Genomic DNA, 22,851 nt, shown 5'->3' on the forward strand with positions numbered 1-22,851 from the left:
GGTGCCGAACTGGAAGGGTGTGAACGAATCGGCGGTCGAGAAGGCCAAGCAGCTGGCCGGCGATGATTACGTGGTGCTGGTGGCCGATGTCTATGGCAAGGGTGTGCGACCGAAGACCGATGCCGAGGCAGGGCCGGTCGCCACCGCGTTGCGCAACGACCGGCCGCTGCTGCGTGCGCGTGCGCTGGAGGCGGTGAATGTGCTCAAGGCACAGGCCGGCAAGGTGCCGCTGGATGCCAGCCGCATCGGTGCGGTCGGCTTCTGCTTCGGCGGTACCACCGTTCTGGAGCTGGCCCGCGCCGGCGCGCCGCTGGCCGGCGTGGTCAGCCTGCATGGTGGGCTGGGCTCGCCGCTGCCGGCGCAGGCCGGTGGAGCGCATCCCTCGGTGCTGGTACTCAATGGTGCCGATGACAGGAGCGTGACCGCGGCCGACATCGCCAGCTTCCAGAACGAGATGAATGCCGCCAAGGTCGACTGGGAATTCACCAACTACAGCGGCGCCGTGCATTGCTTTGCCGAGCGTGATGCCAACAATCCGCCGGGGTGCCAGTACAACGAACGGGCGGCGAAGCGCGCGTGGAAGGCACTGGATGAGTTCTTCGAGGAGCGCTTCGAGAAGCGCTGAGGCACCGGGTTCGCCGGGCCATGCCAGGCGGGCGCAGTGGCACCCGGTAGCGCCGGGCCATGCCCGGCGAGCGCAGCGGCATCAGGTAGCGCCGGGCCATGCCCGGCGAGCGCGGTCAATGCGTGCGCTGCACCGCGTAGCGGGCCAGTCCACGCAGAGCGGCGACGGCATCATTGTCGCCCAGCCCGTCGAGCGCACGCTCGGCGCGCTCTGCGTATTCCTCGGCCCGGCGACGACTGTAGTCCAGGCCGCCGGTGGCGTGGATCGCGGCCAGCACTTCCGGCATTGCCGACGCATCGCCTTCCTGCACGATGGTGCGCAGGCGCTCGCGGGTGGCGTCGTCGGAGTGGGCCATGGCATGGATCAGCGGCAGCGTTGCCTTGCCTTCGGCGAGGTCGTCGCCCAGATTCTTGCCCAGCTCCTCGGCGTTGGCCGAGTAATCCAGCACGTCATCGGCGATCTGGAAGGCGTAGCCCAGATGCATGCCGTAGTCGTACAGCGCCTGCTGGGTGGCTTCGTCCACGCCGCTGGCCAGCGCGCCCAGGCGGGTGCCGGCAGCGAACAGCACGGCGGTCTTGCGCTCGATCACGCGCAGGTAGGCCGCTTCGTCGGTATCCGGGTTATGCACGTGCAGCAGCTGCAGCACTTCGCCTTCGGCGATGCGATTGGTGGTGTCGGCCAGGATCCGCATCACCGGCATGCGGTCCAGCTCGACCATCAGCTGGAAACTGCGCGAGTACAGGAAGTCGCCAACCAGCACGCTCGGTGCGTTGCCCCACAGGGCATTGGCGGTGCTGCGGCCGCGCCGCAGGCTGGATTCGTCCACTACGTCATCGTGCAGCAGGGTGGAGGTGTGGATGAACTCGATGATCGCCGCCAGCTGGTGGTGCTCGGGGCCGGCATGGCCGACCGCATGACCGGCCAGCATCACCAGCATCGGCCGCAGGCGCTTGCCGCCGGCGGAAATGATGTGGTCCGCGATCTGGTTGATCAGCACGACGTCCGAGGACAGCCGGCGCCGGATCAGGGCGTCGACGGCGGCCATGTCGGCCGCAGCAAGCGACTGGATCTGGGGCAGGCCCAGGGCGGGGCGGGTGTCTTCGGTGATGGTCATGCGATCAGGCTTTCAGGCTCGTCGATGATTATAGGCGCTGCCCGTGAATTCGGGCGCAAACCGGCCTGCCGGCCTGATCGCCCCGGCCGTCCGTGACTGCCTGGCGTGAATACGTATGCAGGTGGCGCCATCCCCGGGGAGGCACCGCTAAGCTTGCGGGACTTGGTTTTCGGCCCGCTTCCGGCGGGTCCCGCATGCCCGGAGGGGGGCTGTCGATGTCGCACTATCCATGGTGGCGCGGAGCCGTCATCTACCAGATCTATCCGCGCAGTTTCCTTGACGCCAACGGCGACGGGGTCGGTGACCTGCCAGGGATCATCCAGCGCCTGGACCACATCGCCACGCTGGGTGTGGATGCCATCTGGATCTCGCCGTTCTTCAAGTCGCCGATGGCCGACTTCGGCTATGACATCGCCGATTACCGCGACGTCGACCCGCTGTTCGGCAGCCTGGAGGACTTCGACCGCCTGCTGGCCAAGGCCCACGGCCTGGGGCTGAAGGTGATGATCGACCAGGTCCTCAGCCATACCTCGATCGAGCACGCGTGGTTCCGCGAGAGCCGCCAGGATCGCAGCAATCCGAAGGCCGACTGGTACGTCTGGGCCGACCCGCGCGAGGACGGCACGCCGCCCAACAACTGGCTGTCGCTGTTCGGCGGCTGCGCCTGGCAGTGGGAACCGCGCCGCGAACAGTACTATCTGCACAATTTCCTGGTCGACCAGCCGGACCTGAACTTCCACAACCCGCAGGTGCAGCAGGCCACGCTGGACAACGTGCGATTCTGGCTGGACCGTGGCGTGGATGGCTTCCGCCTGGATGCGATCAACTTCTGCTTCCATGACGCGCAGCTGCGCGACAACCCGGCCAAGCCCGCTGACAAGCGCGTTGGCCGAGGCTTCAGCCCGGACAACCCGTACGCATACCAGTACCACTACTTCAACAACACGCAGCCGGAGAACCTGCCGTTCCTGGAGCGGCTGCGCGCGCTGCTCGACCAGTACCCCGGTGCGGTCAGCCTGGGTGAGATCTCCTCGGAGGATTCGCTGGCCACCACCGCCGAGTACACCCGCGTTGGCCGCCTGCACATGGGTTACAGCTTCGAACTGCTGGTGGACGATTACAGCGCGGCCTACATCCGCGGGACCGTATCCCGCCTGGAAGCCGCGATGACTGAAGGCTGGCCGTGCTGGGCGGTGTCCAACCACGATGTGGAGCGCGCGGTCACCCGCTGGGGCGGCCATCCGGCCGATCCGCGCCTGGCGCGCATGCTGGTGGCGCTGCTGAGTTGCCTGCGCGGCTCGGTCTGCCTGTACCAGGGCGAGGAACTGGGCCTGGCCGAGGCCGAGGTGCCGTTCGAGGCGCTGCAGGATCCCTACGGCATCACCTTCTGGCCGAACTTCAAGGGCCGCGATGGCTGCCGCACTCCGATGCCGTGGACGGATGCGCCACTGGCCGGTTTCACTACCGGCCAGCCGTGGTTGCCGATTCCGGCCGGGCATCGGGCAACGGCCGTCGCGGTGCAGGACGCTGACCCGCAGTCGGTGCTGGCGGCCTTCCGGGCATTCCTGGGCTGGCGTCGCCATCAGCCCGTCCTGCAGCATGGCAGCATCCGGTTCCTTGACAGCAGTGAGCCAGTGCTGCTGTTCGAGCGTATGCTTGCAGATGAAACCCTCCTGCTGGCCTTCAACCTGTCGGGCGAGGCGGTGACCCATCCGCTGCCGGCCGGCCGTTGGCAGCAGATGGATGTGCCGGGCCCGGATGCGGGCACGGTGCAGGGTGGCGAACTCCAGCTGCCGCCGCGTGCGGTGTTCTGCGCACGACGCAGCTGATCGATTTCTCCGGTGGCGGTACTTGCGGGGACGGGGCCGAAGCGCCCCGTCCCTTTTTTATGGGCGGTGCCGTGGCTGGCGGGTCGCGCCCAAAAGAAAACCCGCTGCAGATGCGCAGCGGGTTTCCGGTCATGCCTGCGGTCCTCGCCGCCGGGCATGGCCCGGCGTTACCGATGGGGTGGTTGCCGGCCTGGGGCCGGCATTGCCCGGTGAGGGTCAGAACTTGTAGTTCACGCCCAGCACGTAGGTGCGGCCCCACTCGATGTATTCCAGCGGGCGATCCTTGGTGCCGGCGTAGGTGCGGTACGGCTCGTTGGTCAGGTTGCTTCCCTGCAGCAGCAGGGTCAGCCCGCGCAGGGCGCTGCTGTCGCTGAAGGTGTAGCTGATCTGCGCATCGGTCACGTTCTCGCCCACCACATAACGCAGGGTGCGGTTGCCGTTGAAGTTGCCGATCTCACCGATGAAGTCCGAACGACGGCGCTGGCTCACGCGGGCCTCGAAACCATTGCGCTCGAAGTACGCGGTGAAGTTGTACACACGCTTGGACAGGCCCGGCAGGCTGATGGGATCGGTACCCACGCTGGAGGCGCTTTCCGGGTCGAGGATCTTGATGTCGCTGTCGTTGAACGTGGCACTGGCCTGCACGCCGAAGCCGCGCAGGCTGTCGGTGAGCATCTCCAGCGGGAACGAACCGGTCAGCTCGAGGCCGCGCAGGGTACCGCCCTCACCGTTCACCGGCGTGGAGAAGGTGCCGGTCGGCAGCACGGGCACCACCATGCCCGGCGGCGGCACGTAGTTGCCGAGCAGCCCGCTGAAGTCGTAGTTGTCCACCGACTGCGTGTAGACGTAGCTCTTCAGGTCCTTGTAGAAGATCGCCGCAGCGACGTAGGCCTTCTCGCCGAAGTACTTCTCATAGGACAGATCCAGCGCGGTGGCGCGCCACGGGTCCAGCCGCGGATTGCCGCCGCTGCCGCCGGGGCGACCGGTGGAGGTATCCACGCCGAACTCCAGGCCGGCGCGCATCTGGTCCACGCGTGGGCGCGCGACCTGCTTGGCTGCCGCGAAGCGCAGGGTCTGTTCGTGCGGGAACATGAAGGCCAGATTCAGGCTCGGCAGCCAGTCGTTGTACTTGCGGCCGTCGGAGTAGGGCTGCACGTTGCTGCCGGCGGGCTGCGACGCGTCCCAGTAGCGGGAGTCCGAACTCTGATCGGTGCGCTGCATCTGCACGCCGATGTTGCCGCGCACGCCGACCACGCCGATGTCGGTGTTGATGTTCAGGCGCGCCCAGGCGGTGGTGATCTTCTCCTGCACCGTCCACGACTTGGGAATCAGGTAGTCCAGGTTGTCGACCGGATCGAAGGTCATGTAGCGGGCGACCGCCGCCGGTACGTTCCAGGCCGGGATGGTACCGAGGCCGGCAAAGCCCAGGTTCACCGGATCGTACTGCAGGTCCGCCGCGATGTTGGCATCGCCCTGGGCACCGAGCAGGATGTTGCCCTCGGACTGGGTCTTGACCTTGCGGCGATCGGCATAGTTCACGCCGATGTCCAGGTCCGGTGCCCACGACGCCATCGCTTCGGGCAGGGCGATGGTCGCCGCCAGCTTGCCGCCCTTCAGGCGATCTTCCACCTTCGGCACCTTGCCGTAGCCGGACCCATAGATGGTGTTGGTCAGGAACAGGGCATCGGGATTGGAGTAGTTCAGCCCCGGGCTGATCTGCGAGAAGCCGTTCTGGCGGATCTGCACGCCGACCGTATCCAGCTGCGGCATGGGCGTGAGCTGCAGATTGTTCTCCAGGTTCAGCTCGTCACGCGTGGCCTTGGAGTAGTTCAGGTCGGCGACCAGCTTGACGCTGCCGAAGTTGAATTCGTTGTTCCAGCCGAACGCGTCGATCTTGTCCTTGCGCTTGTTGTACATGCCGCGCACCAGCGGGTACACGCCGCTGGCGGTACCACCGGTGAAGGTGCCATCGGCGTTGATCTGCGGATTGCTGATCAGCAGGCCCGGCAGGTAATTGCCGTTGTAGTTGCTGAGGTTCAGTTCGAACTGGTTGGCGGTGTCGATCTGCTCGGCTTCGGTGTGGAATGCATCGAAGGTGCTGCTCCAGCTGTTGTTGGGCCGGAACTGGATCGTGGCCATCACGCCATCGCGCTTGTTGTTGCCGGTACGGCGCAGCGCCTTGATGCCGTCGGAGAAATAGGTGCCTGCAGCAACGCCGGGACGTTTTCCGTCCGTGGTGTACTGGGTGGTCCACGGCTCGTACAGGCCGACCTGGTTTTCCTGGATCGGGTTGTCGCTGTGCGCGTAACCGATGGCGATGCCCAGGGTCTTGTCGAAGAACTGGTCGATGTAGCTGGCGCTGAAGCGGTTGCCGAACTCATCGACGTTGGCCGCATCGCCGAGCGAGCTCTTCTGCAGGCGCCCGCTGACGGCGATCACCCGGTCGGGGAAGCTGAGCGGACGGGCGGTCTGCATGTCGATGGTGCCCGACAGGCCCTGGCCGACCAGTGCCGCATCGGGCGTCTTGTACACCGTCACGCCGTTGACCAGCTCGGATGGATACTGGTCGAACTCGACGCCACGGTTGTCGCCGGTGCTGACGACCTCACGGCCGTTGAGCAGGGTGGTGGCGAAGTCCGGGGACAGGCCGCGCACGCTGATCACCTGTGCACGCCCGGCGACGCGCTGCGCGGCCAGGCCGGGCAGGCGCGAGATGGATTCGGCAATGCTGACGTCGGGCAGCTTGCCGATGTCCTCGGCGGAGATCGCTTCCACCACCGAGGTGGCGTCCTGCTTGATCGCGATCGCGTTCTCGATGCCGCGGCGGATACCGGTGACCTGCACCGTATCCAGGTTGGTGGCGGCGGTGCCGGCCGGCGTGGTGGTGCTCTGCGTGGTCTGTGCTGCCGCCAGTGACGGCGCCAGGACAACGGCCAGCGCGATGCTCAGCGCGCTGCGCTTGTGGTTCAACATTTTCCCCTCCCAGGCAATGTTGTTGTTCATTTCGAGGTCGTTCCGGCAACGCCGTGAACGTGCGACGCGGTGGCCGCTGTCGTCGCCGCTATGGTAGGCAGCGGGTTCTCCGCGGGAATCACCCTGCATACGTATTCAATGACGTTTGCAGGGTTGTAATCGCTTTCAGATCCCCGCCACGGTAGCGCCGGGCCATGCCCGGCGAACGTCACGCGGGGGCATTCATCACTCCAATGGCGTGAACCGAATGGCCTGCCCGCCGCCCGGCGCCAGCATCAGGGTCAGTGCATCGGCGCTGGTCACTTCACGCGTCTGCCGCGTGAACGCGAACGGATTGCTGCGGTAGTCCGCACCGTCGCCATCGCGATAGATTTCCGCGCGGTAGCGCACGCCCGGCTCCAGGAAGCCCAGCGACACCGGCAGCACGCGGCCATGCTCGTCGGTGATGCTGCCCAGGAACCAGTCACGGCTGTTGCGGTCGCGGCGCACGATCGTCACGTAGTCGCCCACTTCACCATCGAGCACGCGGCTCTGCTCCCAGTCCACCGCCACGTCTTCGATGAAGCGGAACGCCTCCCGATGCTGCAGGTAGTGTTCGGGCAGATCGGCGGCCATCTGGATCGGGCTGTACAGCACCACGTACAGCGCCAGCTGACGTGCCAGGGTACTGGGGATGGCCTGGCCGTGGCGGCCCTTCAGGCTGAGGATGCCGGGGGTGTAATCCATCGGTCCGGCCAGCATCCGGGTGAACACCAGATTGACTTCGTGTTCGGGCGGGTTCGGCGGCTGGCCCCAGGCGTTGTACTCCATGCCGCGCGCGCCTTCGCGGGAGATCCAGTTGGGATAGGTGCGGCGCAGGCCGGTGTCCTTGATCGGCTCGTGCGGATTCACCGACAGGTGCCGGCGCGCGGCTTCCTGCACGACATGCAGGTGGTGGCGCGCCATGAACTGGCCGTCGTGCCACTCTCGCCACAGCGGGCCACCCGACGGGTTGCGGCGGTCGACCTGGCCGTCGTCGCAGACGTAGCCGGTCTTGAACTGGTCCACGCCCAGCCGCGCATACAGGTCCAGCGCGGCGTCGAGCTGCGCCTCATAGTGTTCGATGGCACAGCCGGTTTCATGGTGGCCGATCAGGTGCACGCCCTTCTTCAGTCCATATGCCGAAAGCGCTTCAATGTCGAAATCGGGCGTGGCGCGAGTGAAGTCGAAGTCGTAGCCATTGCCCACCCACATGCCGTCCCAGCCGGGATTCCAGCCCTCCACCAGGACGCCACGGAAGCCGTGCGCGGCGGCGAAATCGATCACCTTCCTGGTCTTGGCGGTGGTCGCCGCATGCTTCGGTCCGGTCGCCCAGCTTTCGTTGTCCAGGTGCATCGACCACCACACGCCCAGGTACTTGGCCGGCTTCACCCAGCTCACATCGCCCAGTGCATTGGGCTCGTTGAGATTGAGGATCAGGTCGGACTCGACCAGGCTGCCGGCGCGGTCGGCGATCTGCAGCGTGCGCCAGGGCGTGACGAAGGGCAGGGCACGGCGCACCTTCCACCCTTCGGCCGAGGGCGAGAGCTGCGCGCGCAGGCGCTGGCCGTCGGTGCGGCGCAGCCACATGCCGGCGTAGTCCACCAGCGCAGCCTCATGGATCGCAACGTGCAGGCCATCGCGGCTGCGCAGCGTCATCGGCGTGTGCACCAGCGGGATCTCGCGCAGCGGCGTGCGCTGGTAGAGATACTCGTAGTGGATCGGTTCGCCGGCGGGGATCCACCATGCTGTGGAGTCTGCCGCGATGGCGAATTCGGTCAGCTCGTCATCGATGATCGCTTCGCGCAGGTTCGGTTGCTCAGGGAACACATAGCGGAAGCCCAGGCCGTCGTCGTAGACGCGGAACACCACATCCAGCCGGCGCTTGCTGCCGGTGGTTTCGGCCAGCTGCACGGTCAGCTCGTTGAAATGGTTGCGGGTGAGGCGGCGTTCCCCCCACGGCTGTTCCCACGTCTCGTCGACGCTGCGCCGTTGCTGCCCGAGCAGGATGAAATCCCGGTCCAGGCGGCCATCGCGCAGTTCGAAGCCAAGCCTGGAATCCTCCACCACGGCTTCACCGAAGCGCTCCACCCGGTAGCGGGCGGTGCCGCCGTCCAGCACCAGGCTGACCTTGAGCACGTCGCCGGGCGATTGGACGCTGGTGATCTGGGGGGCGGCCTGCGCCAGCGTGGCCAGGCCCAGCAGCGCAACGCCCATGATTCGCGCGAACACCGCACGTACAACACTGGATGACATCGGCATTTCCCCTCCCAAGGCGCCGTTGGCAGACCCGGACCATAAGCCAGCCCGGCGGGCGTACTGCTGCGTCGGTGCATGAATACGTATGCAGCTGGACGCAGGCGACAGCCCCGCGTCTACCATGGGCCCAAGGCACCTTGAGGGAGGTGCCGCGCCCGCGCGCCGGTCACGGCTGCGCGGACCTATAAACGGTGCAGAGAGGGAGGGAGGTCGACGGGCGCAAGCCGGTCTGCCGCTTCGATGCTGAAGATCATTTGCCTGACCGCTGCCCTGGGGGCAGCGCTGGGGACGACCGCGCATGCGGCCGACCTGGAATTCGACGGCCGCCATGCGCGCGCCGAAGCGTCTGCCAAGGGCAGCTTTGTGCTGCACACGCCGAACGGCGCTGTGCCGATTGCCGCCACGCCGATGCGCAGCCAGACCGGAAGCGTGATGTTCGACGCGCTGTTCGCGCTGGCCCAGCAGGAGATGGCGCAGGACCGGGTCGATGCGATCCGCGACCCCGCCTTTGACGAAGGACGGCCGGTGCCATGCGACTGCTTCCAGACCGGTGCCCGCTGGCCCTACGTGTGGACCCGCGATGTCAGCTTCGCCGCCGACCTGGCGTTGGCGCGGCTGGATCCGCAGCGCACGCGTCAGTCGCTGCAGTTCAAGTTGTCGGCTGCCCGTGATGGGCGCACGCCCGGCCTGTTCGTCGCGCAGGATACCGGCTCCGGCGGCAGCTGGCCGATCAGCAGCGACCGTGTGGTGTGGTTCCTGGCCGCACGCCACCTGCTGGATGATCCTGCTTTTGCCGAACAGGTCTGGCAGGCGCTGCAGGGCACGCTGGCACAGGACCGGGCGATGGTGTTCGACTCACAGATGGGCCTCTATCGCGGCGAGACCTCGTTCCTCGACTGGCGTGAACAGACGTATCCGGACTGGACCCGGGAGAACGTGCGCTTCATCGGTGATTCCTACGCGCTGTCCACCAACGTCCTGCACTACCAGGCACTGCGGCTGGCAGAGCAGATGGCCGCGCAGCGGGGCGATGATCGCCGTGCGCAGTACAAGGCGTGGGCCGATGAACTGGCGGTACGGATCGATGCGCGCTTCTGGCGCGACGACATGGGCCAGTACATGAGCTACATCGGTGAGGCGGCGCATCCGGTGCCCTACGCCAAGGTCGACCTGCTGGGCCTGTCGCTGGGCATCCTGGCCGACGTGCTGCCCGAGGCGCGGGCGCGCCGCGCGCTGGCGAACTACCCGATGGGGCCGGCCGGCAGCCCGGTGGTGTGGCCACAGGAAGCCCAGCAGCCGATCTACCACAACCGTGCGATCTGGCCGTTCGTCAGTGCGTATTCGCTGCGTGCTGCGCGACAGCTGGACGACGCGCCGCGCATCGCCGCCGAGATCCGCTCGCTGATGCAGGGGGCGGCACTGGCTGGTTCCAACATGGAAAACTACGAGCTGGTCAGCCAGTCCGTGCATGTGGACGAAGGCGCGCTGAGCGGGCCGGTGGTCAATTCAGAGCGCCAGCTGTGGTCGGTGGCCGGCTATCTGGCCATGGTCACCGAAGGCGTGTTCGGCGTGCAGGACGATGGCCGCGTGCAGCCCAAGCTGCCGGCCGCGCTGGTGCCGGAACTGTTCGGCACACATCCCCGTATCACGTTGGAAGCCAACGGCAAGCGCTATGTGCTGGAGCGCCCGCAGAACGTGGGCGATGGCCTGCTGGTGGCCGGCAGAACCACCACGCGTGGCAGCACCACGACGGTGCAGCTGGTCGCCGCCCCGGCAGCAACCGGTTTCGCTGCCACGACTGCGGAGGCCAACGTGCGTGCGCCGGCCACGCCGGTTGCGCCGCAGGCCCTGCGCAAGGGCGCGGGCTGGAACGTTCCGGTGGCAGCCGATCAGGTGCTGTGGAAGGATGGCAAGGCGGTCACCGACAGCAAGGGCGTGGCGCGCATCAGCGACGATGGCCTACAGCATTGCCTCAGCCTGACCCGGCGCGAAGGCACGTTGGAATCGCTGCACAGCCCGATGCTCTGCGTCGGTCCGCAGCAGGTGCTGAAGGGCGAGGAACGCTGGCAGTTCACCTCGGCCAAGGCCGGGCAGGTGCGCCTGCGCCTGCAGTACCGCAACCCGAACGGGCCGATCAACACCGGCGTCACGGCTGCGGTCAAGCAACTGGTGCTGCAGTGCCCGGGCCAGCCATTGCAGCGGCATACGGTTGCGATGCCGCACAGCGTGGCCGTGCAGGACTCCACCTCGGCAACGTTCGCTGTGCCCAAGGGGCCGTGCACGGTCGTGCTTGAAGAAGGCTTCAACATGAGCGCGCTGCAGCATTTCGCGCACTACACCGGCGGAAAGGGCGGGCGCGAAGGCGTGCTCAACCAGGCGCAGGTGAAGGCGCTGACGCTGGCGCCGGTCGTCACGGCGGAGGACGCACGATGAACCGCCCTGCCAAACCGCAGCTGTCGTTCTGGCAGATCTGGAACATGTGTTTCGGCTTCCTCGGCATCCAGTTCGGTTTTGCCCTGCAGAACGCCAACGCCAGCCGCATCTTCGAGACGCTTGGCGCGGACATGGAGTCGGTGCCCGGGCTGTGGATCGCCGCACCGTTGACCGGCCTGCTGGTGCAACCGGTGATCGGTTATCTCTCCGACCGCACGTGGACGCGCTGGGGCCGGCGTCGCCCGTTCTTCATGATCGGCGCGGTGCTGACCACGCTGGCCCTGCTGGTCATGCCCAACTCACCTGCCTTGTGGATCGCGGCGGGCACGTTGTGGGTGCTGGATGCTTCGATCAACGTATCAATGGAGCCGTTCCGGGCCTTCGTGGGCGACCAGCTGGCACCGCGCCAGCGACCGGCCGGTTACGCGATGCAGAGCTTCTTCATCGGTGTCGGTGCCATCGTCGCCAGCTTCCTGCCATTCATCCTGGCCCACTTCGGCGTGGCCAACACAGCCGCTGCCGGCGAGGTGCCGGATACGGTGCGCTATGCGTTCTATTTCGGTGCGGCAGTGCTGCTGGCGGCGATCACCTGGACCGTGGTCAGTACCCGCGAGTATTCACCGGCAGAACTGGCCGGGTTCGAAGACGCCGAGCCGCCGGCGCACCATGCCGCCGCCGCTGCGAGTGGCCCCGCACCGTGGGCGCAGGTGGCGTTGTGGCTGGGGGCGGGCGTGCTGCTGGCCGCTGTGATCGCCGCGCGCCAGGGCGACAGGATGCTCTATGTGCTGGCGGGTCTCTGCGCGGGCTATGGTGTGCTTCTTGCGCTGGCCCGTACGCTGCCGCAGGCGCACATGCTGGCGGCGATCGTGGGTGATCTGCGGGCGATGCCGGTGACCATGCGCCGGTTGGCCTGGGTGCAGTTCTTCTCGTGGTTTGCGTTGTTTGCGATGTGGATCTACACCACCGCAGCGGTGGCCGGCACGCATTTCGGCTCCACCGACCCGCAGTCGGCGGCGTACAACGAGGGTGCCAACTGGGTCGGTGTGCTGTTCGGCGCCTATAACGGCTTCGCCGCACTGGCCGCCTTGCTGATCCCGCCGATGGTGCGCGCCATCGGCCTGCGCTGGAGCCACCTGGTGAACCTGTGGCTCGGCGGGCTGGGCCTGATCTCGCTGATGTTCATCAAGGACCCCACCTGGCTGCTGCTGTCCATGGCCGGCGTCGGCTTCGCCTGGGCCTCGATCCTGTCGCTGCCGTACGCCCTGCTGTCCGACAGCGTGCCGGCGGCGAAGATGGGCATCTACATGGGCCTGTTCAATTTCTTCATCGTCATTCCGCAGCTGGTCGCGGCCAGCGCGCTGGGCTTCGCACTGCGCGAGTGGCTGGGCGGAAATCCCCTGCACGTGCTGGTGCTGGGTGGAGTGAGTCTGTTCATTGCCGGGCTGTGCGTGCTTCGCGTGCCGGCCCATCAGGAGAGTGCGTGATGCATGTGTATTCCAGAATGTCGCTGGGGCTGTCGCTGGCCCTGCTCGCCACGGCGGTACAGGCCGCATCGCGCCCGGACTACGTGGGCACGCTCGAACCGTTCGCCAGCGATGCCGTGTACTTCGTGGTGACCGATCGTTTCGTCAACGGTGATCCTTCCAACGATCATCGCGATCAGGGGGGCAGCCACCGCACGTTCGACATTCCAGTGCCCTGCCCGGACAAGGTGGACGGCAACATCGGCTACCTCGGCGGCGACTTCAGGGGCGTGCTCGACAACGCCGACTACATCCGTCAGCTCGGCTTCGGTGCGGTGTGGATCACGCCGATCGTCGACAATCCGGATGAGGCGTTCACCGGCAGCAAGCCGATCAGCTGCACCAGCACGCTGACCGACCGCGGCAAGACCGGCTACCACGGTTACTGGGGCATCAACTTCTACAAACTCGACGAGCACCTGCCCAGCAAGGACCTGGACTTTGCAGGCCTGACCAAGGGCCTGCATGGTGCCGGCCTGAAGGTGGTGCTGGACATCGTCGGCAACCACGGTTCGCCGGCCTGGACCATGCCGACGCGGCAGCCGCAGTTCGGCCAGATCTTCGACAAGGATGGAAAGCTGATCGCCGACCACCAGAACCTGCCCCCGCAGAAGCTGGATCCAAAGCACAACCCGCTGCACGCGTTCTACAACACCATCGGCCCGGTCGACAGCAAGGAAGGCTCGATCTTCGATGGCAACCTGGCCGAGCTGTCCGACTTCAACCAGAACAACCCGGCGGTGATGGACTACCTCGTTGGCGCGTACCTGCAGTGGACCGCGCAGGGCGTGGACGCACTGCGCATCGATACCATCGGCTGGCTGCCGCACCCGTGGTGGCACGAGTTCGTGAACCGCATCCGTGCCGAGCATCCGAACATGTTCATGTTCGGCGAGGCCTTCGATTACGACGCCAGCAGGATTGCCGAGCACACCTGGCCGGGCAACGCCAACGTGAGCGTGCTCGACTTCCCGCTGCGTGGCGCGCTGGAACAGACCTTCGGTACCGCCGGCAAGGGCTTCGAGACGCTGGCCGAGCCGCTGCACCTGACCGGCGGCCCCTATGCCAATCCGTACGAGCTGATGAGCTTCTACGACAACCACGACATGCCACGCCTGCAGGCCAGCGACAACGGTTTCATCGACGCACACAACTGGCTGTTCACCGCCCGTGGTATCCCGGTGGTCTACTACGGCTCGGAAACCGGCTTCATGCGGGGCCGTGCCGAGCATGCCGGCAACCGTGCCTACTTCGGCCAGGCGCGGGTGGATGCCGCACCGCAGAGCCCGATCTTCGCGCCACTGCGGCGCATCGCCCAGCTGCGCCAGGCCACCCCGGCGCTGCAGCGCGGCCTGCAGGTGAACGAGCGCCTGCGTGGCAATGAGGCGGTGTTCTTCCGTGTGCTGCAGCAGGGGGATGTGGCACAGACCGCATTGGTGCTGTTGAACAAGGGCGACAAGGCGACGGTTTTCCAGGTGGAGCGCTACCTGCAGGCGGGCCGCTGGCGCGACGCGCTGGACGGCGGTTCGTTGCAGGTGGATGCCTCCCTGAAGGCCGAAGTGCCCGCGCATGGCGTGAAGGTGTACGTGCTGGATGCCTCCGTGCAGCAGCCAGCGCTGCAGGCCGAGCTGGACAGGGCGATGGCCGATCAGCGCGAGCGCGACCAGCGGCTGCGCCGTTGAGACTACCCGGGTGGGGTCGGTAGCGCCGGGCCATGCCCGGCGTCGCGCTACACTATCGGGCCCTTACGGCACCGCTGAACCATGTCCGACCTCGCCCCGCAGACCCCGATCGAAACCCTGCTGAAGGCGGCGATGGACGGGGCGGTGCCGATCCGCGCCTTCATGGAGGCCTTCGTCGCCTCCGAGGTGCTGCTGCTGACCGGCAGCCTGGTTACCCCCGACGGCAGCGGCTTCGACCCACTGCTGTTCGACAAGCAGGGCACGCTGCACGTGGCCGTGTTCACCGACCCATCGCGGGTGGGCATCTACAGCCAGCAGGCCGAACACCAGATCCGCTGGCTGATGCTGGACGTGCTGCGCCGCGTGCCGGGGGGCTATGGCGTGGTGATCAACCCGGGTACCTCGCTGGGCTTCGAGATTTCGCCCAGTGGCGTCGGCGAGATCCTGAAGGACTTCGCCCAGGGCTGAGGCCACCCGACGGGGCCGTCCACCTGCGGGCCTTGCGGCACCCGGTCCGGTGCTCGCAGGCCGGGTTCACTGCGTAGTCCCGTCCGATCACGTCCGCTGTTTCAGCCGCGCAGCGATGATTCCCGCACCACCAGCTTCACCGGGATGCTCTGGCTCTCCACCGGCTGCCGGCTGATCGAGGCCAGCAGCCGTTCCACCAGCAGTTGCCCGGCCTGCTTGGTGTCCTGCTGCACGGTGGTCAATGCCGGCGATACAGATGCGGCCAGCGGGATGTCATCGAACCCGGTGACCGCCACGTCCTGCGGCACCCGCAGCCCGGCCTCGCGCAGTGCACGGATCGCACCGATGGCGATCAGGTCGCTGGCGGCGCAGATCGCATCGATCGGTTCGCCTCGCGCCAGCAGCGCCTGGCAGGCTTCCTGGCCGGACGCTTCGGTGGTGATGGCATCGTGCTGCAGGGCCGGTTCGGCATGCAGCCCGTGATCGCGCAGGGCTGCCACGTGACCGCGGTAGCGCTCCTCGAATTCCGGGTAATGGCTGGAGGCGTGGCCGAGGAAGGCAATGCGCCGGCAGCCCTGCTGCAGAAGATGGGTGGTGATGTCGTGGCCGCCCTGGAAGTTGTCGCTGCCGATCGACACCCCGGGCTGGCCGGGCAGGGCCGCACCCCAGCGCACGAAGTGGGTGCCCTGTTCGACCAGCCGCTGCAGGCGGTCGCGCGATTCGTGGTAGTCGCCATAGCCCAGCAGGATGATGCCGTCGGCCTTGTTGCTGTCCTCGTAGTCGGCCTGCCAGTCGGTCGACAGCTGCTGGAACGACACCAGCAGATCCTGCCCGTGCAACGCGCAGGCGCGGGTGATCGAACCCAGCATCGAGTGGAAGAACGGGTTGATCAGCGAATCGTCGTTGGTCGGGTCCTCGAAGAACAGCAGGGCCAGCGTGCCGGCATTGCGCAGGCGCAGGCTGGAGGCGTTCTTGTCCACCTTGTAGTTCAGCTCGCGGGCGATGCGCAGGATGCGTTCTCGGGTCTCCGCATTGACCATCGGGCTGCCGCGCAGGGCCCGCGACACCGTCGGCTGGGAGACGCCGGCCAGATGGGCGATGTCCAGGGAGGTGGCTTTGCCTTTGATGGTCATGGGGGAAGCGCGCGAACGAATGAGTAGATGCCCCGGCATGATGCCATGGGGGCGCCATCGCAGCGCCGGCCGTCACTGCGGCCGGCCGCGCCGGGATGTCCGGCGCGGATGGCTAAGTCATTGCCTTACAAGGATTTCAGTAGGATCTTTCGGTGTCTTTCGTCGCTTCTGGCCGGGCACGGAGCGGCGGCAGTGCTAAGATGCGGTGTTCTTGCATTCCCCCAAATTCATCGGGGGCGGCCCAGTGTCCTGCACCCCCGGCCGGGGCTGTGCCATCACTGGTCGACTGCCCCTGGACAACGGACGAAGGTACCTATGGCGCGCGGCATCAATAAAGTCATCCTGGTCGGCAATCTCGGCAACGACCCGGACGTGAAGTACACCCAGAGCGGCATGGCGATCACCCGCATCAGCCTGGCCACCACCAGCGTCCGCAAGGACAAGGATGGCAACCAGCAGGAACGCACCGAATGGCACCGCGTGGTGTTCTTCGGCAAGCTCGGTGAGATCGCCGGCGAGTACCTGCGCAAGGGCAGCTCGGTCTACGTCGAAGGCAGCCTGCGTTACGACAAGTACACCGGCCAGGACGGCGTGGAGAAGTACTCCACCGATATCGTTGCCGATGAGATGCAGATGCTGGGCGGCCGCGGTGAAGGCGGTGGCGGTGGTGGCGGCAACTACGGCGGTGATCGTCCGCAGCGCCAGCAGGCACCGCGCCAGGAGTACGGCGGTGGTGGCCAGCGTGGTGGACAGGGCGGTGGCTATGGCAACCAGGGCGGCAACCAGGGTGGCGGTTACGGCAACCAGGGCGGCAACCAGCGCCCGCAGCCGCAGCAGTCGGCGCCGCCGATGGACGATTTTGCTGACGACGACATTCCGTTCTGATCGGACGCGCGTCCGCAGGAAACAGAAAGCCCCGCCGATGCGGGGCTTTTCTTTTTTCCACGGCAGGCCGGCGTTGTGCCGCGCAGCATGGATTTTTCGTGCACCGCGTCTTGCAAAAAAAAGAATTCCTCCCTTATGGTGCAATCGATTGCATTGCTGTGAATCGTTGCGTTTGATACCGGTTGGGAGGCCGGCAGATGGATGTCCATCCATTCGATCGGACCGGCATCGGGGCTTACGCGGCGCGATGCGTTGCGCATGGCGTTCGCTGGCGGCCTTGGCCTGGCTGCGGCAGCCGCGCTGCCCTCGTTCGCCGCCCAGGCCCCACTCAAGGGCAACCTGAAGCATTCCGTCGCCCGCTGGACGTTCCCGCAGCAGTCGGTCGCCCAGCTCTGCCAGACGGTCAAGGATATCGGCTTCGCCGCCATCGATCTGGTGGGACCGGCGGACTGGCCCACACTGAAGGCGCATGGCGTCTACAGCTCCATGTGCAACGGCGCCGAGATCAGCCTGACCAAAGGCTTTGCCGGCCGCCAGTATCACGATGCACTGGTGGAGCGCTACGCGCGGCACATCGATCTGGTGGCCGATGCCGGCTACCGCAACCTCATCTGCTTCTCCGGCAATCGTGACGGCATGGATCCGCGGGAAGGCCTGGAGAATGCCGAAGCCGGGCTGAAGCGCATCCTCGGCCATGCCGAGAAGCGTGGTGTCGTGCTGGTGATGGAGCTGCTGAACTCCAGGGTCGATCATCCCGATTACCTGTGCGATCACTCCGCATGGGGCGTCGAGCTGTGCCAGCGGCTCGGATCGGACAATTTCGGCTTGCTGTACGACATCTATCACATGCAGATCATGGAGGGCGACATCATCGCCACCATCGGCAGGCATCACCGCTTCTTCAAGCACTACCACACCGCAGGTGTGCCAGGCCGGCACGAGATCGGTGACCAGCAGGAACTGCATTATCCGGCCATCTGTCGCGCGATCCGCGACACCGGCTTCGAGGGGTATCTGGCGCAGGAGTTCATGCCTGCGGCACCCGATCCCGTCGGCTCGCTGCGCGAGGCGATCCGCCTCTGCGACGTCTGAAACGATATCCACCCAGGTGAAGTAGACCCATGGCAGACAATCATTACGACGCCATCGTTGTTGGCTCGGGAATCAGTGGCGGTTGGGCGGCGAAGGAACTGACCGAGAAGGGCCTGAAGGTCCTGATGCTGGAACGCGGGCGCAACATCGAGCACGTCAAGGACTACGTCAACGCGATGAAGGAGGCGTGGGATTTCCCGCACCGCAACCGGCCGACACAGGCGATGAAGGCCGCCTTTCCCGTATTGATGCGCGACTACGGCCTGGCCGAGAACCTGGAAGGGATGTGGGCCAATGAGCAGGAATCGCCGTACATCGAGACCAAACGCTTCGACTGGTTCCGTGGCTACCACGTAGGCGGCCGTTCGCTGATGTGGGGGCGGCAGAGCTACCGCTTCTCCGACCTGGATTTCGAAGCCAACCTCAAGGACGGCATCGCTACTGACTGGCCGATCCGCTACGCCGACATCGCACCCTGGTACGACCATGTGGAGAAGTTCGCCGGCATCGCCGGTACGCGCGAGGGACTGGACGTGCTGCCGGACGGTGAATTTCTGCCGCCGATCCCGCTGAACATCGTCGAGAAGGATGTGGCCGCGCGGATCAGGAAGGCGTTTGGCGGAACGCGGCACATGATCCACTCGCGTACCGCCAACATCACCCAGCCCATGCCCGAGCAGGGGCGCGTCAACTGCCAGTACCGCAACAAGTGCATCCTGGGCTGTCCCTTCGGTGCTTACTTCTCGACCCAGGCGGCGACGCTGCCGGCGGCGATGAAAACGGGCAATCTGACATTGCGGCCCTTCTCGATCGTCAAGGAAGTGCTGTACGACAAGGACCGCAAGCGCGCGCGCGGTGTGGAGGTCATCGATGCCGAGACCGGGTTGACCTATCAGTACACGGCCAAGGTCATTTTCCTCAACGCATCCTCCTTCAACTCGACCTGGATGCTGATGAACTCGGCCACCGATGTCTGGGAGGGCGGGCTGGGGTCGTCATCCGGCGAGCTGGGGCACAACGTGATGGACCATCATTTTGGTGCCGGTGCCTCCGGCCGGGTCGAGGGTTACGACGACAAGTACTACTTCGGTCGCCGCCCCTGCGGCTTCTACATTCCGCGCTTCCGCAACGTCGCTGCGGACAAGCGCAGCTACCTGCGCGGATTCGGCTACCAGGGCGGTGCCAGCCGCACCGGGTGGTCGCGCGAGATCGCCGAGCTGAACATCGGTGCCGACCTGAAGGAGGCCCTGACCCTGCCGGGCGACTGGCGCATCGGCATGACCGGATTCGGCGAGATGCTGCCGCACCACGACAACACGATCCGCCTGGATCCGCAGCGCAAGGACAAGTGGGGGCTGCCGGTGCTGGCGATGGACGTTTCGATGCGCTCGAACGAACTGGCGATGCGCAAGGACATGGCGGCCGACGCTGCCGAGATGCTGGAGGCAGCCGGCGTCAAGGACGTGGAGATGCACGACAACGACTACGCCCCGGGCAAGGGCATTCATGAAATGGGCACGGCCCGCATGGGCCGCGATCGCAGAAGCTCCGTGCTCAACCAGCACAATCAGGTCTGGGATGCGCCGAATGTCTATGTGACTGATGGCGCCTGCATGACCTCCAGCGCGTGCGTGAATCCATCGCTGACCTACATGGCGCTGACGGCACGGGCCGCCGACCATGCCGTACGCGAACTGAAAGCGGGGAACCTGTGATGGACCGTCGCGAACTGTTGAAGATGATCGTCGCCGCCACCGGCGCGGCCATGGTGGGCCTGCCCGCACTGGCCGCAGGGCAGAGCGCGACGACAGGATCGAAGGCCGCGTTCTCTGCCGCTGACATCAGCATGCTGGACGAGATCGCTGAAACCATCCTGCCGCGAACCACAACGCCGGGCGCGAAGGATGCCGGCGCGGGCCCGTTCATGGCGCTGTTCGTCACCGATTGCTACACCCCCCGACAGCAGGCGATATTCCGCGCCGGCCTGGTCGATATCGACAAGCGTGCCGGTGGCCGCTTCGTGTCGCTCCCCTCGCAGGCCCGCAGCGAACTGTTGCGCACCCTGGATGCGGAAGCCCGGGCGCACGTCGTCGAGGTCACCGAGACCGGTGCCGCGGAAGAGGGGGAGGCAGCGCCGCACTACTTCACGATGATCAAGCAGCTGGTCATCTTCGGCTTCTTCACCTCGAAGGTCGGTGCGACCGAAGTGCTGAAGTACGTTGCGGTGCCGGGTCGCTATGACGGCGATCTTGCCTATACGCCCGGCACGCCGGCGTGGGGGACCAGCTGATGGACCTCCACGCCTCGACCCTCCACCTAGATCCGGAAGCACGATGAACCGACCTCTCCTGACAGTGGCCTGCCTGCTGGGTACCGCACCCGTGTTCGCGCAGGACGGCGGCGACCCTGCGCGCGATCCGGCGAAGACCGAGGTGTGGACGCCCGTTCCCGCGGTCGTGGCGACGCCGCCGGGCCGCGCGCCCTCCGATGCGATCGTGCTGTTCGATGGCAAGGATCTGTCGCGCTGGGAGTCGGAGCAGGGCGGACCCGTGCCCTGGACCGTTGCCGATGGCGCGCTGACCGTGGTGCCCGGCAGCAAGGGCATCCGCACCAGGCAGCGCTTCTGCGATGTCCAGCTGCATGTCGAGTGGCGCACGCCCACCGCGACCGCCGGATTCGACGGCCAGCACCGCGGCAACAGTGGCATCTTCCTGCAGGAGGTGTACGAACTGCAGGTGCTCGACAGTTACAACAACCCAACCTATGCCAACGGCCAGGCCGGATCGATGTACAAGCAGGCGATTCCGTTGGTGAATGCCTCGCGCGCGCCCGGCGAGTGGCAGGCCTACGACATCATCTGGAAGGCCCCGCGCTTCTCGGCAGGCGGCGGGCTCACCTCGCCGGCCCGCATCACCGTGCTGCACAACGGTGTGCTGGTGCAGGACGACACGGTGCTGGCGGGCAAGACCGAGTACATCGGCGCGCCTTCCTACGCGCCACATGCCTGTGCACCGCTGTACCTGCAGGAGCACGACGCCAGGGTGAGCTACCGCAACATCTGGGTGCGCGAGCTGTAGCGCACCCTCATGCCTACTTCGCCAGGTAGCTGGCGATGTTGTCGATCTCCTGCTGCGACAGCTGCGGGAAGGGTGGCATCAAGCCGCCGCCCTGCTTGATCTTGTCCTTGATCTGCGCAGGCTGAAGCCGTTTGCTGACGTCGGTGAGCGCAGGGAACGTCGGTGGCACGCCGGCGCGCTCCGCACCGTGGCAGGCCACGCAGTGCGTTGCGTAGAGCTGCGCTCCGGCAGCAGGGTCTTCCTTGCACCACGCCGCAGCGGCCAGCAGGGTGCCGCACAGCGCGACAGTCACTTTCAGAATCGTTTTCAAGCAAGGCTCCTTCGCGGGCTAGCGCTGTGCACCGGCAGGCACGCGGGCAGTCAGGTGTTCACGCAGATAGTCCGCACCGGTGCGGATGACGGTGGCTGGATCGCGGGGTTGGTCATGCTCGAGGATGTACCACTGCACGCCGGCCGTGGCGGCGGCGGGCAGGATCGCCTTCCAGTCCAGGACGCCCTGGCCCACGGCGGCGAAGCCGCCTTCATCCTCAGCCTGGCCCTTCGGGGCATTGTCCTTGGCGTGCACCGCGAACAGGCGGCCTTTGAATCTGCCCAGCATCACCACCGGGTCATGGCCGGCCCGTGCGACCCAGGCCAGGTCCAGCTCGGTCTGCAGATCGGGGCCGGCCGCAGCGAACAGCAGTTCCAGTCCGGTCGTGCCATTGAAGTCGACCAGCTCGAAGTCGTGGTTGTGATAGGCCAGGCGCATGCCCTTGGCACGGGCCTGCTTCGAGAGCTGGCCCAGTTCCTTGCCCAGCGCCGTCCAGCCGGCAGCGTCGGTGGGGCGGTCTTTCTCGGCCAGATAGGGCACCACCAGCGTGGTGTTGCCGATGGCCCGGTTGAAGGCGACCACGCCATCCAGGTCACTGCGCAGATCGGCCAGCTGCGTGTGCGAGGAAATCGCCTTGATCGAATACTTGTCGAGCAGCTGCTTGAGTTCGGCAGCGCTGACATTCTGCGTACCGACTGTTTCCACGGCGCGCACGCCGGCGTCGTGGACGATCTTCAGCTGCTGGTCGAGCGAGCCGGCATTGCGCAACGTGTACATCTGCACCGCGATGGGCGTGTGCAGGTCGGTGGCATCGCGCGCGAAGGCGGGCAGGGCAACGAGCAGCAGCAGTGCAAGGCTTGCGGTCCTGCGGATACGGATGTTCATCAGGCAGTCCTCCGGGAATTCAATCGATGGCCGTCCAGGCACGTGACCTGGCGGATGCGATGACACGTGTGACGATCCGCGCCGAGCGCAGGCCGTCATCGAAGGTGGGCAGGCCCTCCGGCTGCTCGCCCGCAATGGCACGGTAGGTGTCGGCGACAAACGCCTCGAAGCAGTTGCCGTAGCCCTGCGCGTGTCCGGCTGGCAAGACCGACAATCTGCGTTGTTCGGCGCTGCCGGCACCGGGTCCGCGCACGAAGCTATCCTCGCGCTGGTCGGGCCGGCCGATCCACAGCCGCTCGGCATCTTCCTGGTTGAAGGCCACGCTGGCCCTGGCGCCGTCGATCTCGAACCACAGCCGGTTGTGGCGTCCGGCCGAAACCTGGCTGACCGTCAACGAGGCGAGCGTACCCGCACTCGTGCGCAACATCGCCGTGGCCACATCCTCGCTGGAAACGGCCTGCGTCGTGCTGCCGGCGGCCGGCGTGGTGAAGCTCTGCCCGGTGACCGCGCCGCGCTCGGCGATGACGGTGGCGAACGCGGCACTG

18 protein-coding genes are annotated in these 22,851 nt (G+C 66.3%); 11 read left to right on the plus strand and 7 right to left on the minus strand.

Going from position 1 to position 22,851, the window contains the following annotated elements; genetic code table 11:
* The coding region (locus QMZ25_RS10490) for a dienelactone hydrolase family protein (RefSeq protein WP_283219588.1) at positions 1-625 on the plus strand (625 nt) is incomplete at its 5' end.
* A gap of 115 nt (positions 626-740) precedes the next feature.
* On the opposite strand, the gene QMZ25_RS10495 is transcribed toward QMZ25_RS10490, so the two are convergent.
* Positions 741-1,739, minus strand: a complete 999-nt coding sequence (locus QMZ25_RS10495; RefSeq protein WP_065174563.1) for a polyprenyl synthetase family protein — start codon at positions 1,737-1,739, stop codon at positions 741-743.
* A 215-nt stretch (positions 1,740-1,954) separates the two neighbouring features.
* On the opposite strand from QMZ25_RS10495, the gene QMZ25_RS10500 reads away from it, so the two are divergent.
* A complete protein-coding gene (locus tag QMZ25_RS10500) occupies positions 1,955-3,568 on the plus strand; it encodes an alpha-glucosidase family protein (RefSeq protein ID WP_283219589.1) in 1,614 nt (537 codons plus the stop codon).
* A 216-nt stretch (positions 3,569-3,784) separates the two neighbouring features.
* Here QMZ25_RS10500 and QMZ25_RS10505 read toward each other — a convergent pair whose 3' ends face one another.
* Together QMZ25_RS10505 and QMZ25_RS10510 are read right to left on the minus strand one after the other, a co-directional pair.
* Entirely contained in the window at positions 3,785-6,541 is a 2,757-nt protein-coding gene (locus QMZ25_RS10505) for a TonB-dependent receptor (RefSeq protein ID WP_065174735.1), read from the minus strand.
* 225 nt (positions 6,542-6,766) lie between these two features.
* Positions 6,767-8,821 carry a glycoside hydrolase family 97 protein gene (locus QMZ25_RS10510; RefSeq protein ID WP_263177770.1) on the minus strand — a complete coding sequence of 685 codons (2,055 nt, stop codon included), beginning with the start codon at positions 8,819-8,821 and terminating at the stop codon, positions 6,767-6,769.
* A gap of 237 nt (positions 8,822-9,058) precedes the next feature.
* On the opposite strand from QMZ25_RS10510, the gene QMZ25_RS10515 reads away from it, so the two are divergent.
* The 4 genes from QMZ25_RS10515 to QMZ25_RS10530 all read left to right on the plus strand — a co-directional run bounded on the left by QMZ25_RS10515 (position 9,059) and on the right by QMZ25_RS10530 (position 14,924).
* Positions 9,059-11,251 carry a Six-hairpin glycosidase-like protein gene (locus QMZ25_RS10515; protein ID WP_283219590.1) on the plus strand — a complete coding sequence of 731 codons (2,193 nt, stop codon included), beginning with the start codon at positions 9,059-9,061 and terminating at the stop codon, positions 11,249-11,251.
* Positions 11,248-12,735 carry an MFS transporter gene (locus QMZ25_RS10520; protein WP_262100205.1) on the plus strand — a complete coding sequence of 496 codons (1,488 nt, stop codon included), beginning with the start codon at positions 11,248-11,250 and terminating at the stop codon, positions 12,733-12,735. Before QMZ25_RS10515 ends, QMZ25_RS10520 begins: the two co-directional genes overlap by 4 nt.
* A gap of 5 nt (positions 12,736-12,740) precedes the next feature.
* Positions 12,741-14,456, plus strand: a complete 1,716-nt coding sequence (locus QMZ25_RS10525) for an alpha-amylase family glycosyl hydrolase (RefSeq protein WP_283219592.1) — start codon at positions 12,741-12,743, stop codon at positions 14,454-14,456.
* Between the two features lie 81 nt (positions 14,457-14,537).
* Positions 14,538-14,924 carry an SseB family protein gene (locus QMZ25_RS10530; protein ID WP_164151766.1) on the plus strand — a complete coding sequence of 129 codons (387 nt, stop codon included), beginning with the start codon at positions 14,538-14,540 and terminating at the stop codon, positions 14,922-14,924.
* A gap of 101 nt (positions 14,925-15,025) precedes the next feature.
* Here QMZ25_RS10530 and QMZ25_RS10535 read toward each other — a convergent pair whose 3' ends face one another.
* Positions 15,026-16,057 (minus strand): LacI family DNA-binding transcriptional regulator, encoded by a 1,032-nt coding sequence (locus QMZ25_RS10535; protein ID WP_053516684.1) that lies wholly within the window; start codon positions 16,055-16,057, stop codon positions 15,026-15,028.
* 315 nt (positions 16,058-16,372) lie between these two features.
* Between QMZ25_RS10535 and QMZ25_RS10540 the strand changes: the two genes are divergently transcribed.
* The 5 genes from QMZ25_RS10540 (at position 16,373) to QMZ25_RS10560 (ending at position 21,111) form a co-directional block, all read left to right on the plus strand.
* Complete coding sequence (locus QMZ25_RS10540) at positions 16,373-16,942, plus strand: single-stranded DNA-binding protein (protein ID WP_053516685.1); 570 nt, start codon at positions 16,373-16,375, stop codon at positions 16,940-16,942.
* A gap of 201 nt (positions 16,943-17,143) precedes the next feature.
* Entirely contained in the window at positions 17,144-18,034 is an 891-nt protein-coding gene (locus QMZ25_RS10545) for a TIM barrel protein (protein WP_180875414.1), read from the plus strand.
* 29 nt (positions 18,035-18,063) lie between these two features.
* The gene (locus QMZ25_RS10550; RefSeq protein WP_197571101.1) at positions 18,064-19,749 is read left to right on the plus strand and encodes a GMC family oxidoreductase; all 1,686 of its coding nucleotides are present in this window, start codon (positions 18,064-18,066) and stop codon (positions 19,747-19,749) included.
* Positions 19,749-20,324 (plus strand): gluconate 2-dehydrogenase subunit 3 family protein, encoded by a 576-nt coding sequence (locus tag QMZ25_RS10555; RefSeq protein ID WP_053516689.1) that lies wholly within the window; start codon positions 19,749-19,751, stop codon positions 20,322-20,324. The genes QMZ25_RS10550 and QMZ25_RS10555 overlap by 1 nt, the downstream gene beginning before the upstream one ends.
* A 43-nt stretch (positions 20,325-20,367) precedes the next feature.
* Complete coding sequence (locus QMZ25_RS10560; RefSeq protein WP_065182393.1) at positions 20,368-21,111, plus strand: DUF1080 domain-containing protein; 744 nt, start codon at positions 20,368-20,370, stop codon at positions 21,109-21,111.
* A gap of 13 nt (positions 21,112-21,124) precedes the next feature.
* Here QMZ25_RS10560 and QMZ25_RS10565 read toward each other — a convergent pair whose 3' ends face one another.
* From QMZ25_RS10565 to QMZ25_RS10575, 3 genes are all read right to left on the minus strand, one after another.
* Positions 21,125-21,421 carry a cytochrome c gene (locus QMZ25_RS10565; protein ID WP_053516691.1) on the minus strand — a complete coding sequence of 99 codons (297 nt, stop codon included), beginning with the start codon at positions 21,419-21,421 and terminating at the stop codon, positions 21,125-21,127.
* Positions 21,422-21,439: 18 nt separating this feature from the next.
* Positions 21,440-22,306, minus strand: coding sequence for a sugar phosphate isomerase/epimerase (locus QMZ25_RS10570; RefSeq protein ID WP_065182392.1), 867 nt, complete (start codon positions 22,304-22,306; stop codon positions 21,440-21,442).
* Positions 22,307-22,325: 19 nt separating this feature from the next.
* Positions 22,326-22,851 (minus strand): Gfo/Idh/MocA family oxidoreductase (locus QMZ25_RS10575; RefSeq protein WP_283219591.1); only part of this gene is annotated, 526 nt, incomplete at its 5' end.

It is taken from the genome of Stenotrophomonas sp. RS-48 (genome assembly GCF_030053245.1).
GTDB classification, from domain to species: domain Bacteria; phylum Pseudomonadota; class Gammaproteobacteria; order Xanthomonadales; family Xanthomonadaceae; genus Stenotrophomonas; species Stenotrophomonas maltophilia_P.

What these genes read in the sequence shown, in the direction of transcription:
- QMZ25_RS10500 (WP_283219589.1), top strand. Translation starts at nt 1,955, where the DNA reads ATGTCGCACTATCCATGGTGGCGCGGAGCCGTCATCTACCAGATCTAT.
- QMZ25_RS10570 (WP_065182392.1), bottom strand. Translation starts at nt 22,306, where the DNA reads ATGAACATCCGTATCCGCAGGACCGCAAGCCTTGCACTGCTGCTGCTC.
- QMZ25_RS10515 (WP_283219590.1), top strand. Translation starts at nt 9,059, where the DNA reads ATGCTGAAGATCATTTGCCTGACCGCTGCCCTGGGGGCAGCGCTGGGG.
- QMZ25_RS10495 (WP_065174563.1), bottom strand. Translation starts at nt 1,739, where the DNA reads ATGACCATCACCGAAGACACCCGCCCCGCCCTGGGCCTGCCCCAGATC.
- QMZ25_RS10540 (WP_053516685.1), top strand. Translation starts at nt 16,373, where the DNA reads ATGGCGCGCGGCATCAATAAAGTCATCCTGGTCGGCAATCTCGGCAAC.
- QMZ25_RS10545 (WP_180875414.1), top strand. Translation starts at nt 17,144, where the DNA reads ATGTCCATCCATTCGATCGGACCGGCATCGGGGCTTACGCGGCGCGAT.
- QMZ25_RS10555 (WP_053516689.1), top strand. Translation starts at nt 19,749, where the DNA reads ATGGACCGTCGCGAACTGTTGAAGATGATCGTCGCCGCCACCGGCGCG.
- QMZ25_RS10535 (WP_053516684.1), bottom strand. Translation starts at nt 16,057, where the DNA reads ATGACCATCAAAGGCAAAGCCACCTCCCTGGACATCGCCCATCTGGCC.
- QMZ25_RS10560 (WP_065182393.1), top strand. Translation starts at nt 20,368, where the DNA reads ATGAACCGACCTCTCCTGACAGTGGCCTGCCTGCTGGGTACCGCACCC.
- QMZ25_RS10550 (WP_197571101.1), top strand. Translation starts at nt 18,064, where the DNA reads ATGGCAGACAATCATTACGACGCCATCGTTGTTGGCTCGGGAATCAGT.
- QMZ25_RS10505 (WP_065174735.1), bottom strand. Translation starts at nt 6,541, where the DNA reads ATGTTGAACCACAAGCGCAGCGCGCTGAGCATCGCGCTGGCCGTTGTC.
- QMZ25_RS10520 (WP_262100205.1), top strand. Translation starts at nt 11,248, where the DNA reads ATGAACCGCCCTGCCAAACCGCAGCTGTCGTTCTGGCAGATCTGGAAC.
- QMZ25_RS10510 (WP_263177770.1), bottom strand. Translation starts at nt 8,821, where the DNA reads ATGCCGATGTCATCCAGTGTTGTACGTGCGGTGTTCGCGCGAATCATG.
- QMZ25_RS10530 (WP_164151766.1), top strand. Translation starts at nt 14,538, where the DNA reads ATGTCCGACCTCGCCCCGCAGACCCCGATCGAAACCCTGCTGAAGGCG.